This is a genomic window from Cloacibacillus porcorum, assembly GCF_001701045.1.
Taxonomy (GTDB): domain Bacteria; phylum Synergistota; class Synergistia; order Synergistales; family Synergistaceae; genus Cloacibacillus; species Cloacibacillus porcorum.
The window spans coordinates 291,742-308,274 of the sequence record NZ_CP016757.1 but is presented as its reverse complement, the minus strand read 5'-3'; the positions used below and the strand labels follow the sequence as shown (position 1 = coordinate 308,274).

Below are 16,533 nucleotides of genomic sequence, written 5' to 3'. Positions count from 1 at the left end.
CTTAAGCCTTTTATTGTCCGCTGACGGCGGATGAGGTGCTACGCCGTGCCGCGCCCTTCCTGCGCGTTGAGATACTTTGCCTGATACTCCTCAAGCGGTATCGGGCGGCTGAAATGGAATCCCTGCAGCCCGTCGCAGCCGATCTCAAGCAGTGCGTTAAGCTGCCGTTCATTCTCAACTCCCTCGGCGATCACGCGTATATTCATCTTCCTGCAGATATCCGAGATGGCCTTCAGCACGGCAAAGGCCGTGGGGTTGTCAGGCAGGTCACGCACCAGGCAGCGGTCGATCTTCAGCACGTCGAAACAGGAGGCGGCAAAGAGCGAAAGGTTCGCATAACGCGCCCCGAAATCGTCTATCGAGATCCGAAAACCAGCCTCTTTCACCCTCTTAACTATATCGAGAAAATTCTTTTCATCGTCTAGCTCCACCGTTTCGGTGACCTCTATCTCGAGAAGCTCCTTCGGCACCTTCCACTGCCGCCACGCCTCCTCAAGCCGCTCGACAAAATCGGTCTCCGAGATCGTTGCGCGGGAGAAATTGACGGAAATCGGCAGCACCTTTTTCCCCAAATCCAGCCATTGGCGGATCTTGCGGCATACGAAGCCGAATACCCAAAAGTCCAGCATCCATATCAGCCTGTTGTTCTCCAGCAGAGAGATAAACTGGTCCGGAGCTATCAGCGCTCCCTCCGAAGAGAGATAGCGCGTCAGCGCCTCCGCCCCTATCGGCTTATGATCCGCCACCGATACCTTCGGCTGGAAATATACGAGAAAGCGGCCGTCGTCAAGCTGGCACCGCAGAGCCTCGGGATCTCCGAGGCCGATAACCTCGTCGCTGCAGGCGCGGTAGCGCTTTGTGGCCGCTTTGCTGCGGTAAAATTGTTTCTTGTCGAGATACATCTGCTCGTCGGCCTCGGTCAGCAGGCTTTGTATGTCGCAGCCCCCGGAGGCCCAGCGCCATCCCATCGAAAAACTCCGCATGCCGTCCTCGTCCCGGCCGATCTTCGCTTTGAGTTTGGCTACCAGGCTGCTGAAATATTCCTCGCTCAAATTTGGCGAGAGCACGACAAACTCGTCTCCGCCTATGCGGTATGTGCTGTTTCCCTTTTCACGAAAGACGGATTCCACAGTCTTCGCCGTCTTGACCAGCGCCAAGTCTCCCGCCGCGTGTCCGTACTCATCGTTGCATTTTTTAAGGCCGTTGACGTCGACATAGACTATCCCCAGCGATTTGAAGCCATTTTTAGAGAGGCTTTCCACATCGCGGATGAAGGCGTTCCTGTTATAGAGCCCCGTCAGCATGTCGTTATAACTGAGCTCCTCCAGGCGCCGCTGATAGAGGCGGCGCTGCATGGTGCCGGTGATAAAGTTGGCGAGGGTGATGAGCAGCGGCGAAATATGCAGGATGCGCGCCGCCGGGGGATTATCCACGCCGAGATAGCCGACAAGGCGGCCGTCGGCCGCCAGCGGAGCCGCGATAAGGCTCCTGATATTCTGCGCGCGCAGTATCTCATATTCGTCCCGGCGGGTCTCGCGCAGCTCTTCGATGTCCGTTATTACTAAACACTGTCCGGCGTCGAAACTCTCTCTCCAGAATGATATCAAACTTATCGGCAGCCCCTGGAGATTGTCTATCTGCGGGGAGACGCCGGGGGCGCACCACTCATAGGTATTGTCAATGAACTTGTCCCTGATCTCAAAGATATAGGTCCTCTCCGCCGCCAGAAAGAGGCCGACATTTTCAAGCACCTTGCTGACGGCATCACCGTGGCTTTCCGCCTCCGTAAGGACCTTGACACAGTTCAGCACCGCGACCTCGGCGTCAAGCGCGTTCTTCAGCGTATCCTTCTGATTTTCCTTTTCCGTTATGTCAATGGCGATCTCCAGACGCGCCTCGCGCCCATTCCAGGAAATCAGCTTGTCCTTCAGAAGATAATGACGCGAAAGCTTCCGGTTAAATATCTCCCATGTATAGAATTTATCGTGGCAAAGCTTGGAATTTGTGCAGAAACCGCACGGAGAGCTCCTGCCCTGCAGCACCTCATAGCACTTGCGTCCGCTGACGTCAGAGCCGACTCCGAAAAGTGTCTTTGCCGACTCATTGATAAAAATCATCTCGTATGTATTTACATCAGAGATATAAACCAGCTCAGAGAGCTCGTTAAGCAGTGCGAACATATTAAAATTCACGGCGTTCATATCAGCCCGACAGCAGCGTAAAACGGATAACCAGGAGTCATATCGGCAAAGTCTCCTCTTCTCAAGTCAAATACACAATAAAAAGACTCGGGAACATTTACTCTCCATGTTGCCAGAGCCTAAGTATATCCGAATCGATATTCTGCAAAAGATAGCATGAAAGCATGTTCTGTTCAAGTACCTTAATTTAAAAAACACAGTGTGCCTCCTGCCGCCGCCCCGATAATTTCCGAAACTTTGAATTTTACCTTTCACATTTCGCGCCAGGTGTGCAGACTTCCTAATAGTTTCGTACTCAGCCATAGTGTATAATCAATGACGTAAAATAAAAAGGGCGATGGAGTTCGCCCGAATTTCGCTGCTGCGGTAATGACTCCTGTCCAAACGGCAGGAGTCTATTATTTTGCCTGTATACGCGGAGCACGAGGGGAGAATCTTTATGGATGGCGTTATATTTGTCGGGCTGGGCGGCTTTCTCGGCGCATCGCTGCGCTATCTTCTCGGAATGGCGGTAACGGCCGGGAGCGTCATTCCGGCGGCGACTCCGGCGATAAATATCTTCGGTTCGTTTCTCATCGGCGTGCTGAGCCTCGTCTCGGAGAGACACGGGCTCTCGCGGCACTCGGTGATATTGATGCTGCAGACGGGCTTCTGCGGCGGTTTTACCACCTTTTCGACCTTCTCGCTTGAGACCTTCGCCCTCATCTCTCAGGGAAAGGTGGCTCATGCCGTGCTCTACAGCATACTCAGCGTCGTCTGCTGCCTTCTCTCCGTCTTCGCGGGGCGCGCGCTCGCGGCGCTCTGCCTCTAAAGGCCAAAGACGAGGCCGATAAAATTCCGGAGGAGCTTCGCGCCGTAGAAAAAGACCACCGCGCCGCATACCAGGTTTATCACCCGCAGGGTCCTGTCGGTGAACTTGGCGCTGAAGAGCGAGAGCGCGGCGGAGAGGCCGAAAAACCAGAGCGCCGAGGCGGCGGCGACACCAAATACAAAGGAGTTGGCCCCCGCCGGTGAAAGAGAGGCTTTGAAGGCCCCCAGCATCATCGTGCCGTCGATGAGCGCCTGCGGGTTGAACCAGGTCACGACGCAGGCGGTGCTGGCGACACGCCACAGCGGCATATCGACGTCCGTTTTCTTCAGCGAATCCTTCGCCCTCATGAGCCCGACGCCTATATACATGACGATGAGGCTGCCGGCAAGCAGCACCAGCCTCTCAAGCAGCGGCGAGCGCTCCATCACCGCGCCGATGCCGTAGAAACAGGCGAGCGCCAGCGTCACGTCAAAGAAAATCACGATAAGCGCCGTGAGGAACACACGCCCCTTTTCCCGCGTCAGCGCGGTATTTATCACAAAAAGATTCTGCAGGCCGATCGGCGCGACATAGGCAAGCCCCATCGTCAGCCCCTGAAGAAAAAATTCCAAAGCTCGTCACCTCTCATGGAAAATCACAGAGCGTCACGCCCCGAACAGACGGCCTAAAATTGTACATGAAAGGGGCCGCGCCAGCAAGACGGCGGGGCAGTACGCCGGCGCAAACGTGCCGTTCATGGAGAGAGAAGATAAATAGCGGTTTAGTAAAGATTTTGGCGCCCTCTCTGAGGGAGCTCCCCGCGAAGCGGGGTGAGGGAGAGTTGACCTTCGGTTCTCCCGCGGCTTTTGCCGCGGGCTCTGTTCGGCGCGGTTTCCGCGCCAAACAGAGCAACACTCCCTCAGTCTCGGCGAAAAACATCGCCGAGCCAGCTCCCTCACATGAACAGCATCCCGAAAATCGGACAGCCAAATAAAGCCCTTGGATTATAATAAAACTAAATACATATAAAGGGGGCTCTTCTATGCGTAAACGTAAAACGGAAGAAAGAATAAGAGCAATTGAGATGCACAAACAGGGAATTCCACGAAGGCGGATTGCTGAAGAACTTGGTGTTAGTCCTGATTCTGTTAAAACATGGATATCTTTATATAAGAGCGGACAGAAGGACTTACTGGATGATACAAGGAAAAAAAGAACCTACAGCAAGGCTGTAAAACTTGAAGCTGTTTCGGCTCATTTAGAAGAGGGACGTACTATGGTAGATGTTACCTCATCTTTTAACATTTCAAGTCCCTCTCTTTTAAGACGATGGTGTAAGGAATTTATCGAACAAGGGGATATTTCTAGTTCAAAACAAGACTGTCCAGATAAGAAATTGGAAGTTACAAATAGCATAGAAAAGATTAAAGAGCTGGAAATGCAGGTCGACGTATTAAAAAAAGCCTTAGAGCTGCAAAGGTGGTGATAGAAAGAAATATTAAATACAGAATCATTTTTGAATTTTCAACAAAACATTCTGTCTGTGGAATGTGTAGATTTTTGTCCGTATCACGCTCTGCATACTACAGTTGGCTAAAGCGGCGTGGAATGGAAGATAAAGACGGTCCTCTCATAGAAGCAATAAGAACGGGACAGGATATCAACAAAAACACTTATGGGTACAGGCGAATGACTCTGTGGCTCAACAACTTCATTGGCATTCATGTAAACAATAAGAGGGTAAGGCGTGTTATGAAAAAAGCGGGACTTCAAGCGGAAATAAGAAAAAAGAAAAAGTTTAAAGTGATGTCAGGAAATATCCACAGCTATGAGAATATCCTGAACAGAGAATTTCGTTCCGACAGACCAAACCAGAAACTGGTTACTGATATCACATATATACGAACAAAAAAGGGTAATATATTCCTCTCCATGATAAAAGATCTCTTTGATAATTCCATACAGGGATATCAAATCAGCCGTAATAATAATATTAAGTTAGTAACCGATACATTGAAGAAAGCATTTGAAAATAATAATAAGGTGGTCGCTGATGGACCAATCCTCCACAGCGACCAGGGGTTTCAATATACAAGCCATGCATATTTCAACCTGACACAAAGATACGGACTCAAGGTCTCGATGTCAAGGAAAGGAAATTGTTTGGATAATGCATGTGCAGAAAACTTCTTTAGTCACATTAAATCAGAGCTCGTCAACAGAGTAAAATGGGAGAACTATGAGGAGGCTAAAGATGCCATAGACGAATATATAAGGTATTATAATAACGACAGGATACAGATAAAATGAGCCTATGAAACAAACTCTGTAAATAAAGAAATCGCCCAAAAAGGCCTTCTGTGATAAATTAAAATTACTTACAGGAGGCCTTTAAAATGGCAAAAGATAAGAAGATTACTCACAAAGTTCAGATGACAGACGGGAAAAGAGATATCATCAGATACCTACTTCAGGAATACGATATCAAATCTGCAAAGGATATCCAGGATGCGCTGAAAGATCTTCTGGGGGGTACGATTAAAGAGATGATGGAGACTGAGATGGACGAACATCTCGGTTATAAGAAATCTCAGCGTTCAGAAGGCAGCGACTACCGCAACGGATACAAACAAAAGCATGTAAACTCAAGTTTTGGAGAGTTTTGCATAGACGTTCCTCAGGACAGGGAATCCAGCTTCGATCCTAAGATAGTAAGAAAGCGACAAAAAGATATTTCCGAGATAGACCAGAAAATAATATCTATGTACGCTAAAGGAATGACTACCCGTCAGATATCGGCAACGATACAGGATATTTACGGGTTCGACGTTTCAGAAGGCTTCATATCGGATGTGACTGACAAGATAATGCCGCAGATCGAAGAATGGCAGAACAGGGCACTCTCCGAAGTCTATCCCATTGTTTTTATAGATGCGATTCATTATTCTGTCAGGGAAGATAACGCTGTAAAGAAGCTCGCAGCCTATGTAATACTTGGAATCAACAGCAACGGTATAAAAGAAGTGCTTTGTCTGCAGGTGGGAGAAAATGAAAGCGCCAAATACTGGCTGACAGTCCTGAATTCCCTGAAGAACCGTGGTGTAAAGGATATCTTCATTCTCTGTGCAGACGGCCTTAGCGGAATGCGCGAAGCAGTAGAAAGTGCGTTCCCGCAGACTGAATACCAGCGCTGCCTTATACATCAGGTCAGGAGCACTATGAAATATGTGGTTGAAAAAGACCGCAAAGAATTTGCCGCAGACCTAAAAACAATATATCAAGCTCCCGACGAGTCCCATGCGCTGGAAGCGAGGGAGCATGTTGCTGAGAAGTGGGGATTAAAATATGCAAATGCAGTGAAGGGGTGGGAGCGCAACTGGGATACGATCTCTCCGATATTTAAATTTTCTTGCCAGGTAAGAAAGGTCATTTACACGACAAACGCGATAGAAAGCCTTAATTCCACCTATCGCAGGCTCAACAGCCAAAGAAGCGTATTCCCCAGCGCAGGCGCCCTTCTGAAAGCCTTATATCTTGCTACTTTTGAAGCAACCAAGAAATGGAGTATGCCAGTTAGGAACTGGCGCAGTATCCTTGGTGAACTAGCTGTAATGTATGAAGGACGGATGCCTGAATAGGCTAAGAATAATAAAAAGCGGCCAGTGTTTGTATTGACACTGGCCACTTAATAGGTTGATAATTTTGTTATACAGGGATCGTTATTAGCCCTAGTTGTATTGGATTTCTCACAGAAGGTCCATATTTACAGAGTTTTTTTCACACGCCCGATAAATGAAAAAGGCTCCGATGCAATATCGAAGTCTCTTTATTGAATAAATTTTTGATACCCTTGGGAGCTTTTATAGCGTTGTCCGGTTTGCGGGACTCTGTTCAACAGAGGGCGCCTTTAAGGGCAAAACCAAAAGATAAATCACTATTTATCTCTTTTCCCACTCGTAAGAAATCGGCGTTTATACGCGCCGCTCTATGGGCCCGCCTCCGCGCGCTTTTCATAAAGGACGCGTTGGGCGGGACCTAATTGCCCCCTTCGTGGAAACTCGCAGAAATGGCCGTTATGATCCCCTTGTTACTGTCTCTTTTCATTCTTTGCTGCTTCTCAATGATATACCGTCTCTTGGAAATGCTTCCCTTCGCGCAGTCAGAAGGTTACTTCATGTTAGTTACCCGTTCTCTTTGGAAAAACGGCGGGCCGAAGCGGAAGCATTTCGCCAAGACGGTTCCCTGGGAGGAATTTGTGCGTCATCATCTGACCGCTAATGTTCAGATATCCCTACTTCGCCGCCACCCCCTCTCTTTGAGCGCGTATTTTTTCGCGGGCCGTTTTTCCCGTCTGAAATTTCTGCCGCACGGCTCTTTTCATCGCCGTGAAAAGAGACTACATATTAGAGTCAGCTGTAAGTCAAGTTATTTTCTAAAATTTTCATAAGAAACTTTCAGCGTGCCGCCCGCCGGCATGGTCTATAATCAATAAACATCAGCTACATTTAACGCAGGTCTATATATATAAAAAGCCCTTATCCGGCGAAAACAACCCGCAGCATATAAGATCAAGCGGCTGAGGGACCTCAGCGAAGACACAAAATACGCGACACGAAAGTAGACGCAAATAAAATGATAAGATTTAACGCAGCTCAGACTGCAATAAAGCCCCTCTCTGCGCAGACCGCGGAGAGGGGCACATTTCACATCAATCAGCGGCAGCTCTTAATTTTTGCCTTTATATTGCCGGTACTGCTCGTCGGTGACCTTCTCCATCCAATTGACGACCTTTCCGTCCCGTTCTTCGCAAACCGACAGATGCGTCATTGAGGTTTTAGGTGCCGCGCCGTGCCAGTGTTTTACTCCCACGGGACACTGTATAACGTCGCCCGGATGTACCTCAACGATCGGACCGCCCCATTCCTGTGTCAGCCCGATACCGGAGGTGACGACAAGCGTTTGCCCAACCGTGTGGGTGTGCCAGTTTGAACGCGCTCCGGGCTCAAAAGTTACGTAGGCTCCGGAAAACTTCGCAGGAGACTGGGCAGGAAAGAGATTGTCTATACGTACCCTGCCGGTAAATATCTCCGCGCCGCCCTCCGCCGACGGATATGCGCCTACACGAATGATATTCTGCTTCGCCGCATTTTCCGCCGCAGACGCGCCCTCTATGGAGAAGGAGAGAAATAGAACCGCCACCGCAGCGATCATAAAAAATTTTTGCATTTTTGCATTCTTCATTATATTGCCTCCTGATTGAAATACTTGCCCAGCCATTATTGAAACCAATGCCGGAAGGATAGGTATTTGAGTGTGCCACAGGCTGATAGTCCAACAAGATATTGAAATCATTTTAGAGCCGGCAGCCCGTAAACATCAGCGGTCCAACTCAATTTTATCGTGAAGCTATGCTCATCGTATCTCTTCGACGCGCACCCCCTCTCCCATCACCGTGATCGCCTCCGCCCCGGATACAAATCGCCCTACCGGCACAAGGCCGCCGGAGCTGTGGTGGTCTTTGTAAAATATCGCGATGTTGCCCCACGGCGCATAGACCGTCATCTCGCCCGCCTTTGGCGCGTAACTGTCCGGCATCCCTTCGGCAGACAGCTTTTCAGGCGGGTAGGCAATCCTCTCCTTACCTCCGTAATCCTCAAAATCAAGCGTCAGCGGCAACATCTTAACAAGGCTGGCCGCCGCCGCATTGTCATAAAGTTCGACGATAGCCTCTCTTCCCGCGAAGATCAACCTTATCCGCCGTGGAGAGGCCTCCGCTCCCGGTGTGGCAGCCAGAAACGCTGCGGCACAGAGAAGCGCAAGTAATTTTTTCACTATATTCCACATCTCCTTCAATAGTTTTCTGGATGTCGGGCCAAGAGTAGAACCGACGACGTCATTGCAGATCAGGATACATGTTGAAGTGAACTCCAAGTCAAGCGTGCGTGCAAAACTTCCCACGGCGAAGTCGCGCAATCCCCGCTTTTCCCTGCCGCAAAAGCTAAAGAGAGAATCGGGCTCTTTGTTATAATACATAAACAGCTTAGAACAGGGCAATAGAACGAAATAGATACGGGGGTGCGGATGGTGGAGGTCAGAGTTCTGCGGTATTTCCTGACCGTAGTCAGGGAGGAAAGTATCACAAAGGCGGCGGAGATGCTGCATATCACACAGCCTACGCTCTCACGCCAGCTGGCCCAGTTTGAGGAGGAGGTCGGCGTCAGGCTCTTCCACCGCGGCACGCGCAGGATCGTGCTGACAAACGAGGGGATGCTGCTGCGCCGCCGCGCGGAAGAGATTGTCGATCTCATCGACAAGACGGAGAGGGAGCTTCTCGAACAGGACGAGCTCGTCGACGGCACCGTAACCATCGGCGCGGGCGAACTGGCGTCGGTACAGACACTGGCGGAGCTGATAAAATCGGCAAAAATCAGGTATCCTCTGATGCGCTATGAGCTCCTCACCGCGAGCGCCGACCTCACAAAGGAGCGCATGGACAGGGGGCTTACGGATATCGGCCTGCTGCTGGAGCCGATAGATATTGAAAAGTATGAGTTCGTCCGCCTGAAGGTAAAGGAGCGGTGGGCGGTAATCATGCGGCCCGACGACCCTCTCGCGTCACAAGAATATGTGCGCCGCGAAGATCTTTTGGACGCCCCGCTCATCTTTCCGATGAGGGGAAACGTGCAGAGCGAACTTTTCAACTGGTTCGGCCCCTCGTTCGACAGGAGAAATATCGTCGTGACAAGCAGCATGAGCACCAACGCCTCGATAATGGTGGAAAAGGGCATCGGCCGCTCCGTCACTATCGAGGGCGGACGCCCCTATCTTGACCGGAGCAGGCTCGTCTGCCTGCCGCTCTTTCCCGAGCTGCGGGCAACCTCCGTGCTGGCCTGGAAACGCGGGCAGCCATTCAGCCTCGCGGCGGCCAAGTTTATCGAACACATCAAAAAGACTCTCGCCTGATCTGCCTCTGCGGCCATATGCAGACGCCATTTTAAATGCCTTTCAGGCATGATTAAGCCATAAAACATAAGCATTAGACATACACGCGATAAAAATTTATAGTGTAAACGCAGCCGGGAAGGACAGGAAATTTTTCCAAGCCGCGGCGTTTACACTATTTTTTATCGTCAAAGAAGGGTTTGGATGACTATCGACGAAGTTTGCCGCTCCTTTCATATAGATAAGGAAAGGCTGCAGGCCTACGAGCGGGGCGGACTGCTGAATTGCGGGAAAGATGAGGACGGCAGCCCCGATTACGGAGAGGGCGAACTGCGGCGTCTCGGCATGATCCACTCCCTGCTCAACGCGGGGCTCGAAACAACGACACTGGAACAAAACCCTGTGCTTCTCGACGAGGAGGGAAACTGCGGCGAACGCGTCAGGATTTTGAAACGGCAGCGCTGCCGCCTGCTGGAGGATATTCACGCCAGACAGCGGGCGCTGGATTCCCTGGATTATTTGATAAGAGAGATTAAAAAAGAGGGCGCGCAAAGATAGCGCGCGCGAAACGGTCAAAAGGAGAGGAGAAAAATGACAATCAGCGAAGCGGCGGAGAGAACCGGGCTTTCGGCGGACACCCTCAGGTATTACGAGCGCATAGGGCTCATACCGCCGGTACCTAGAACGGAGAGCGGACTGCGCGCCTACGGCGGCGAGACGATCGAATGGATAAATTTCATCCAGCAGTTTAAGGAGATCGGCATGCCGCTTGAGGCGATCCTGAATTACGTGAAGCTGGCGATGCTCGGCAGCGGCACCAGGCAGGAGCGTAAGGTCATCCTGCTGGAGACGCGCCGCAGCCTCATGACGAAGATCGACCGTCTCTGCAGCTGTCTCAAACAGGCCGATTACCAGCTCGAACATTATGACAGCCTGCTGCTGCCGGAGACGGAGAGTACCGTTAAACGCTGGCGCCAGCCGGAGGGCGCGGAGGAAGACCGCGCCGTCTGAGAAGGCCGCGGCAGGACGGAGCGGCGTCTGTCCCATAAGAACAGAGCGTAAAGACGCCTCTCCGCCGCTCACGGCCTCTTAAGCTACATGGAATAATAGAGGCAAAGCCAAGAAAAAAATAGAGATCATGCCCTTCTGTCCGGCCAGGGCCGACGACCGCCTCAACAACCGCGCAGGAACAGGGCAAGCGCATCGATGAAAGACCAAGGGAAGGCAAATCTGGCCGGAAGAGAAATAACAGTTTAGCTTTTGACTTTGCCCTTACAGCCTCCCTCTCTGAGGCGGCCAGGGAGCCAAATCAGAGTTCTTCTGATTTGTGCGATTCGGCTGGTAGTTACATCAGAGGTGTCGGCCGCCTGTTTTTGGCGGCTGACGGAAGGAGTGTTGCTCTGTATGGCGCGGGAGAACATAAGGGCAACTCTCCCTCAGTCTCGGCGAAAAACATCGCCGAGCCAGCTCCCTCTGAGAGGGCGCCTTTAAGGGCAAAGTCAAAAGCTAAATAAACCGTAATTTCTTGTCTATCTCCATTCTTGATACGTTTACCCCGCGCGCAGGCAGCCGCCGTTTGACTTAGAGAAGACTCTAACGTGTAACATGGCCGCAGAACGGGAATCCGTGCGAGGCAGAGGGGACGGACAGGGGCATGAAGCAGGAAATTATCTATTTCAGTTATTATTTTGCAACGCTCTTTAAGGAGATCGCCCCCTTCTGGGCGTTCGGCATTCTTCTCGGTTCGCTGATTTCGGTCTTCGCGAAAGAGCGGATACACGGGCTGCTCGGCGCGATGCAGGGCGCGCGTTTCGGAGCCTTCGGCGTGATACCGGCAAGCATTCTCGGCATCGTCTCGCCGCTCTGCATGTACGGGACCATACCGATCGCCGCCTCGCTATCGGAGAAGGGGCTGAAGGACGACTGGCTCGCGGCCTTCATGATGAGCTCTATCCTGCTCAACCCGCAGCTGATGATCTACAGCGCGGCGCTCGGTAAAGGGGCGCTCGCCGTCAGGACGCTCTCCGCCTTCCTCTGCGGCGCGGCGGCGGGGCTCTGTGTGAGATATCTGTCCCGCGGCGGGAATTTTTTCAGCTTCTCCGGCCTCCAGGAGGCGGAGAACCGTGATACAGACCCCCATATGGCAATGCGCCTTTTGAAAAATATCCTGCGGAATATCAAGGCCACCGGCCCCTATTTCCTCGCGGGTATTTTTCTCGCGGCGCTGTTTATGCGCCTCGTCCCTCCGACCGCAGTCGCGTGGCTCTTCGGCGGCGACAGCGGCTTCGGCGTCCTTGTGGCGGCGACGGCGGGCGTCCCGCTTTACGCCTGCGGCGGCGGCACCATCCCGCTGCTGGCGGAATGGATGCAGAGCGGCATGGGGCTCGGCGCGGCGGCGGCCTTCATGATAACCGGCCCCGCTACGAAGGTGACGAACCTCGGCGCGCTCAAGATCGTGCTCGGCATGAGAAATTTCCTCCTGTATCTGCTTTTTATAATGGTATTCGCGGCCCTCACCGGCCTTGTCACCGACTTTTTGGTATAGATTGGGAACTCACCTCATAAAGAGAGACCGGCGGAAGCGTACAGCCCCGCCGGTCTCTCTTTTTATTAAACCACCGCTCCGCCTCCGTGGAATGAGAGACGCGGAGCGAATTTTTTTGTTATATTTCCGCCTCTCCGATCATCGCCCGCACGCAGTTTGCCCAGGCGAAGTCTTTTTTGCCCATGCCGTAGCCGATTTTCGAGACCTTTATCACCGGCAGCGGCGCGAAGTCATCGGCAAAATATTTGAGCAGCGCCGCCCCCGTGGGGGTGCAGAGCTCGCCGCGCACCGCGCCGCCGTAGATGGGGACGCCGCGCAGTATCTCCGCCGCCGCTGGCGCGGGGACGGGAAGCACGCCGTGCGCGCAGTGGACGTGTCCGCTTCCGACGTGGACGGGAGAGGCGATTATCCGCTCCGGCGCGAGTTCGTGCAGCAGCAGGCAGACGCCGGTGATGTCGGCGGCGGCGTCCATCGCCCCCACCTCATGGAAATGGACCTCGGAGACCGGCCTGCCGTGTACCTTCGCCTCCGCCTCCGCGATCAGCGCGTAGACGGCGAGCGCGTCGGCGCGTACCTTTTCCGGCAGGTCGAGGTGCGAGAGGATGTGCTCTATTTCGCGCATCCCGGCGTGGCTGTGGCCCTCGTGACTGTGATGCGCCTCTCCGTGCCCATGTCCGTGCCCGTGTTCGTGCGGGTGGGGATGGCTGTGGGTATGTTCGTGCCCATGCGCCTCTTCGTGGCAATGGCGGTGTTCATGGCCATGAGGCGTCCCCGCCTCCACGCTCTCCTCCTCTTCGCCGTTTACGGCGACGGAGACGTGCGTTCCCGTGATGCCGCATTTGACGCAGGGGGCGGCGGTTACCGCCACGCCCGGAAGCGCGAGCCCGTTCATCTTCTCAAGGAAGGCGGCGGGGTCCGGATGGAGCTCCAGCAGCGCCGCCGTCAGCATGTCGCCCGCGGCTCCCATGCTGCAGTCAAGGTATAAGGTCTTCATTTTATTTCACTCCTATGTGGTTTATCATGCTGGCAAGATAGGCCGCTCCGAAACCGTTGTCTATGTTGACGACGCTGACGCCGCTGGCGCAGGAATTGAGCATCGAGAGCAGCGCCGAGAGGCCGCCGAATGAGGCCCCGTAGCCGATACTCGTCGGTACGGCGATGACGGGACAGTCGGCGAGGCCGCCGATGACGGAGGCGAGCGCCCCCTCCATACCCGCGATCGCGACGATGGCGGAGGCCGTCATCACGTCGTCGGTGTGTGAGAGCAGGCGGTGCAGCCCCGCGACGCCGACGTCGTAGAGGCGCGTCACCTCGTTCCCGAGCGCCTCCGCCGTGAGCGCCGCCTCTTCGGCGACGGGCATGTCGCTGGTGCCGCCGGTGGCGATCACTATTTTGCCGCGTCCGTCCGGCTCCGGCATCTCGCCCGCGATGCCGACGCGCCCCATTTCGTGATAGGCGAGCGGCACCGCTTTTTCGACGACGGCGGCGGCCTCGGCGCTCATCCGCGTGATGAGCACGGTCCGCTGTCCCTCTTCAAGCATCGCGGCGGCGATGTCGGCGATCTGCCGCGGCGTCTTTCCCGCGCCGTAGATTACCTCCGCCACACCCTGACGCAGCGCGCGGTGGCTGTCGAGCTTCGCGAAACCAAGATCGCGGAAGGGGCCGCCCTTAAGTTTCATCATCACCTCGTCGACGCTCGCCGCGCCGGAGGAGAGCCTTTCAAGCAATTCTCTGAGCTCTTTTTTCTCCATTTTTATCTCGTCTCCATATCAAGAAGAATGGTATCAAAATACTTTTTCAGCCTCGCGAGAATATCCCCGCGCCTTTCCAGCGCCGCCGCCATCTGAGCGGCGGGGAGCTGGATACGCGCCGCCTCGTGAAAGAGGCGCACGCGGAAGTCTGTGAAGCCGAGGGCGAACAGTTCGCTCTCCGCCCCCTCCACACGCTGCAGCAGCTCTCTTTCGATGGGCCGTCCCGTGGGGACGCGCGTCGCGAGGCAGGCGTAGGCCGGTTTGTTCCAGGTGAATAGCCCCGCCTCCTTCGAGCGCGCGCGTATCTCCGCCTTCGTAAGGCCGCACTCGCGCAGCGGCGAGCGGACGCAGAGTTCGCCTAGCGCGCGCATTCCCGGACGGTCACCCGCGTCGTCGGAGGCGTTGGTGCCGTCGATGATGAGGGAGAGGCCGTCGTTCGCCGCCCGCTCGCGCAGCAGCAGGCCGAAGAGTTTTTTCTTGCAGTGGTAGCAGCGGTCGGCGGGATTCGCGGCGACGAGCCCGTCGTCCAGGATGTCGTATTCGATGACGGTCAGCTCCGTGCCCAGCTCTTTCGTAAGGCGCAGCGCGTCGTCTAGTTCAAAACGCGGCTGGAAGGGCGTCTTGACGTAGTAGGGACGCACCTCCGCACCGCATTGCAGCGCCTCGTAAAGAAGATAAGCGGAGTCCGTGCCTCCGGAGAAGGCCAGGGCGGCGCGTGGGTTTTCGCGGAAGAAATCGCTGAGTTCCATTATGAAACGCTCCTTTTGCCGTTTCCTGACGGGCAGGGCTGCGGCCCCGCGGAGATGGCTTCGACGCCGCATTCATCCATGAGCGGCCCGTTATAGAACAGTTCGCGCGAGGGGCCGTCGGCGAAGAGTCTGCCGCCTTTGAGCAGTATCGAGCGTTCGCAGACCTCTTCGGCGAAGGTCAGGTCGTGCGTGGCGATAAGTTTGGTGTGAGGCAGGGCCTTAAGCACGTTTATCAGGTTGCGCCGCGCCCGCGGGTCAAGGAAGGCGGTCGGCTCGTCAAAGAGCATCACCGCGGGCTCCATCGCGAGCACCGTCGCGAGCGCCGCCATGCGCTTTTCGCCGCCGGAGACCTTGAGCGCCGTCTTGCCGCGCAGATGTTCGATATGCAGCAGGGCGAGGCTTTGGTCCACGCGCCGCGCCACCTCCTCCTCGGAGAGCCCCATATTGCGCGGGCCGAAGGCGATATCGTCGTAGATCGAGGCCATAAAGAGCTGGTCGTCGGGGTTCTGGAAGAGGACGCCGACCTTTGAGCGTATCTCCGCGAGGCTCTTCTTGGTCAACTCCGTACCGCAGGCCCGGACGACGCCCGTCGAGGGCAGGACGCCGACCAGCGCCATGATGAGCGAGGTCTTTCCCGCGCCGTTCGCGCCGATGAGCGCCGCGCTCTCCCCACGCGCCAGACTGAAGCCGACCCTATCCACGGCCGTCGTGCCGTCCGGATAGGCGACCGACAGATTTTCTATATCAAGCATTCAAAGAGCCTCCCGATTAGCTGAGGAATATTTATAAGACGGAACAGCAGCGACGAGCCGCAGAGGAGGAGGATAAAGACAAGGTCGCCCGGCGCGAGGCGGCGCTTCCGTATGGCGGAGGGCGGCGCGCTTTGGTAGCCGCGGCACTTCATCGCCTGGTAGACGCGCTCGGCGCGGTCGAAGCTGCGCAGCAGCAGCTGCCCCGCGAAGCTGCCCATGTCCCGCATCGCCACCCCTTTTTTGCCGCCGCCGCGCAGCGAATAGGCGGTGTACATCGACAGCGCCTCGCCGGCCAGCGTGCCAAGATAGCGGTAGGTCATCTCAAAGAGCGAGATAAAAACGGCGGGCAGCCGCAGGCGGCGCAGCCCTTCCGTCAGTTCGCGGAAAGGGGTGACGGCGACGAGGATCAGCACGGCGGAGACGCAGAGCAGCGTGCGGAAGACGATCGTAAAGAGGGCCATCCAACCGGCCGTAACGTGGAGACCGCCGACGGTAAAGAGCACCGAACGGTCAAAAAAAGCCGAAGAGAGCCCCGCGAAAAGGCAGAATGGCAGCGCCACAAGGCTTCTCTTAAAGATCATGCTACCGGGAATGCCGGCGAGCGCAAGGGCCACGGCGGGATAGAGGACGAAGGGCGCGAGGGCCGAGAGTTCGCCCCGACCGAAGGAGACGACGGCGGCGATATAGAATAGGGTCCCCAGGATCTTCGCCCGCGGGTCAAGGGCGTGGATGACGGAGCCGCCGCCGGCAAGCTGCTCAAGCGAGTATATCTCATAGACGCTGCCGCGCAGGTCCGTCATCCG

17 protein-coding genes and 1 riboswitch are annotated in these 16,533 nt (G+C 54.8%); of the genes, 8 read left to right on the top strand and 9 right to left on the bottom strand.

Annotated elements, in window-relative coordinates:
• Positions 1 to 38: 38 nt before the first annotated feature.
• Positions 39 to 2,192 carry a putative bifunctional diguanylate cyclase/phosphodiesterase gene (locus BED41_RS01400; protein ID WP_168160207.1) on the bottom strand — a complete coding sequence of 718 codons (2,154 nt, stop codon included), beginning with the start codon at positions 2,190 to 2,192 and terminating at the stop codon, positions 39 to 41.
• Between the two features lie 333 nt (positions 2,193 to 2,525).
• Positions 2,526 to 2,587, top strand: a riboswitch (Fluoride riboswitch).
• A 53-nt stretch (positions 2,588 to 2,640) separates the two neighbouring features.
• Here BED41_RS01400 and crcB point away from each other — a divergent pair.
• Positions 2,641 to 3,012, top strand: a complete 372-nt coding sequence (gene crcB / locus BED41_RS01395; protein WP_066748797.1) for a fluoride efflux transporter CrcB — start codon at positions 2,641 to 2,643, stop codon at positions 3,010 to 3,012.
• Here crcB and BED41_RS01390 read toward each other — a convergent pair.
• Positions 3,009 to 3,623, bottom strand: coding sequence for a LysE/ArgO family amino acid transporter (locus BED41_RS01390; RefSeq protein WP_066742112.1), 615 nt, complete (start codon positions 3,621 to 3,623; stop codon positions 3,009 to 3,011). The genes crcB and BED41_RS01390 overlap by 4 nt on opposite strands.
• A gap of 410 nt (positions 3,624 to 4,033) precedes the next feature.
• Here BED41_RS01390 and BED41_RS01380 point away from each other — a divergent pair, with 410 nt between their 5' ends.
• The 3 genes from BED41_RS01380 to BED41_RS01370 all read left to right on the top strand — a co-directional run bounded on the left by BED41_RS01380 (position 4,034) and on the right by BED41_RS01370 (position 6,629).
• A complete protein-coding gene (locus tag BED41_RS01380; RefSeq protein WP_019263345.1) occupies positions 4,034 to 4,477 on the top strand; it encodes a transposase in 444 nt (147 codons plus the stop codon).
• On the top strand, positions 4,471 to 5,301 hold the full coding sequence (locus tag BED41_RS01375; protein WP_157102224.1) for an IS3 family transposase: 831 nt from the start codon (positions 4,471 to 4,473) through the stop codon (positions 5,299 to 5,301). The genes BED41_RS01380 and BED41_RS01375 overlap by 7 nt, the downstream gene beginning before the upstream one ends.
• Before the next feature lie 86 nt (positions 5,302 to 5,387).
• Positions 5,388 to 6,629 carry an IS256 family transposase gene (locus BED41_RS01370; RefSeq protein WP_066742107.1) on the top strand — a complete coding sequence of 414 codons (1,242 nt, stop codon included), beginning with the start codon at positions 5,388 to 5,390 and terminating at the stop codon, positions 6,627 to 6,629.
• A gap of 1,087 nt (positions 6,630 to 7,716) precedes the next feature.
• Here the strand turns inward: BED41_RS01370 and BED41_RS01365 are convergent.
• A complete protein-coding gene (locus BED41_RS01365) occupies positions 7,717 to 8,232 on the bottom strand; it encodes a (R)-mandelonitrile lyase (RefSeq protein ID WP_229712368.1) in 516 nt (171 codons plus the stop codon).
• A 171-nt stretch (positions 8,233 to 8,403) separates the two neighbouring features.
• Complete coding sequence (locus BED41_RS01360; protein WP_229712367.1) at positions 8,404 to 8,823, bottom strand: cyclophilin-like fold protein; 420 nt, start codon at positions 8,821 to 8,823, stop codon at positions 8,404 to 8,406.
• A gap of 249 nt (positions 8,824 to 9,072) precedes the next feature.
• On the opposite strand from BED41_RS01360, the gene BED41_RS01355 reads away from it, so the two are divergent.
• From BED41_RS01355 to BED41_RS01340, 4 genes are all read left to right on the top strand, one after another.
• Positions 9,073 to 9,954: a LysR family transcriptional regulator gene (locus tag BED41_RS01355; protein ID WP_229712366.1), complete on the top strand. Its 882-nt coding sequence runs from the start codon at positions 9,073 to 9,075 to the stop codon at positions 9,952 to 9,954.
• A gap of 183 nt (positions 9,955 to 10,137) precedes the next feature.
• A complete protein-coding gene (locus tag BED41_RS01350; protein ID WP_066742104.1) occupies positions 10,138 to 10,491 on the top strand; it encodes a MerR family transcriptional regulator in 354 nt (117 codons plus the stop codon).
• A 33-nt stretch (positions 10,492 to 10,524) separates the two neighbouring features.
• A complete protein-coding gene (locus BED41_RS01345; protein WP_066742102.1) occupies positions 10,525 to 10,944 on the top strand; it encodes a MerR family transcriptional regulator in 420 nt (139 codons plus the stop codon).
• Positions 10,945 to 11,587: 643 nt separating this feature from the next.
• A complete protein-coding gene (locus BED41_RS01340; protein WP_066742099.1) occupies positions 11,588 to 12,478 on the top strand; it encodes a permease in 891 nt (296 codons plus the stop codon).
• 118 nt (positions 12,479 to 12,596) lie between these two features.
• Here BED41_RS01340 and larC read toward each other — a convergent pair whose 3' ends face one another.
• From larC to cbiQ, 5 genes are read right to left on the bottom strand one after another with little or no spacing between them, the layout of a single operon-like run.
• Positions 12,597 to 13,472, bottom strand: a complete 876-nt coding sequence (gene larC, locus BED41_RS01335) for a nickel pincer cofactor biosynthesis protein LarC (RefSeq protein ID WP_066742096.1) — start codon at positions 13,470 to 13,472, stop codon at positions 12,597 to 12,599.
• A 1-nt stretch (position 13,473) separates the two neighbouring features.
• Positions 13,474 to 14,229 carry a nickel pincer cofactor biosynthesis protein LarB gene (gene larB, locus BED41_RS01330; RefSeq protein ID WP_066742092.1) on the bottom strand — a complete coding sequence of 252 codons (756 nt, stop codon included), beginning with the start codon at positions 14,227 to 14,229 and terminating at the stop codon, positions 13,474 to 13,476.
• Positions 14,230 to 14,231: 2 nt separating this feature from the next.
• Entirely contained in the window at positions 14,232 to 14,978 is a 747-nt protein-coding gene (gene larE / locus BED41_RS01325; RefSeq protein WP_066742089.1) for an ATP-dependent sacrificial sulfur transferase LarE, read from the bottom strand.
• Complete coding sequence (locus BED41_RS01320; RefSeq protein WP_066742085.1) at positions 14,978 to 15,730, bottom strand: energy-coupling factor ABC transporter ATP-binding protein; 753 nt, start codon at positions 15,728 to 15,730, stop codon at positions 14,978 to 14,980. The genes larE and BED41_RS01320 overlap by 1 nt, the downstream gene beginning before the upstream one ends.
• The gene (cbiQ, locus tag BED41_RS01315; protein ID WP_066742082.1) at positions 15,718 to 16,530 is read right to left on the bottom strand and encodes a cobalt ECF transporter T component CbiQ; all 813 of its coding nucleotides are present in this window, start codon (positions 16,528 to 16,530) and stop codon (positions 15,718 to 15,720) included. Before cbiQ ends, BED41_RS01320 begins: the two co-directional genes overlap by 13 nt.
• Between the last annotated feature and the right edge of the window lie 3 nt (positions 16,531 to 16,533).

Coding starts and splice junctions, on each gene's coding strand:
- crcB (WP_066748797.1), top strand. CDS start 2,641: ATGGATGGCGTTATATTTGTCGGGCTGGGCGGCTTTCTCGGCGCATCG.
- BED41_RS01370 (WP_066742107.1), top strand. CDS start 5,388: ATGGCAAAAGATAAGAAGATTACTCACAAAGTTCAGATGACAGACGGG.
- cbiQ (WP_066742082.1), bottom strand. CDS start 16,530: ATGACGGACCTGCGCGGCAGCGTCTATGAGATATACTCGCTTGAGCAG.
- BED41_RS01380 (WP_019263345.1), top strand. CDS start 4,034: ATGCGTAAACGTAAAACGGAAGAAAGAATAAGAGCAATTGAGATGCAC.
- larC (WP_066742096.1), bottom strand. CDS start 13,472: ATGAAGACCTTATACCTTGACTGCAGCATGGGAGCCGCGGGCGACATG.
- larE (WP_066742089.1), bottom strand. CDS start 14,978: ATGGAACTCAGCGATTTCTTCCGCGAAAACCCACGCGCCGCCCTGGCC.
- BED41_RS01320 (WP_066742085.1), bottom strand. CDS start 15,730: ATGCTTGATATAGAAAATCTGTCGGTCGCCTATCCGGACGGCACGACG.
- larB (WP_066742092.1), bottom strand. CDS start 14,229: ATGGAGAAAAAAGAGCTCAGAGAATTGCTTGAAAGGCTCTCCTCCGGC.
- BED41_RS01365 (WP_229712368.1), bottom strand. CDS start 8,232: ATGAAGAATGCAAAAATGCAAAAATTTTTTATGATCGCTGCGGTGGCG.
- BED41_RS01355 (WP_229712366.1), top strand. CDS start 9,073: ATGGTGGAGGTCAGAGTTCTGCGGTATTTCCTGACCGTAGTCAGGGAG.
- BED41_RS01350 (WP_066742104.1), top strand. CDS start 10,138: ATGACTATCGACGAAGTTTGCCGCTCCTTTCATATAGATAAGGAAAGG.
- BED41_RS01340 (WP_066742099.1), top strand. CDS start 11,588: ATGAAGCAGGAAATTATCTATTTCAGTTATTATTTTGCAACGCTCTTT.
- BED41_RS01345 (WP_066742102.1), top strand. CDS start 10,525: ATGACAATCAGCGAAGCGGCGGAGAGAACCGGGCTTTCGGCGGACACC.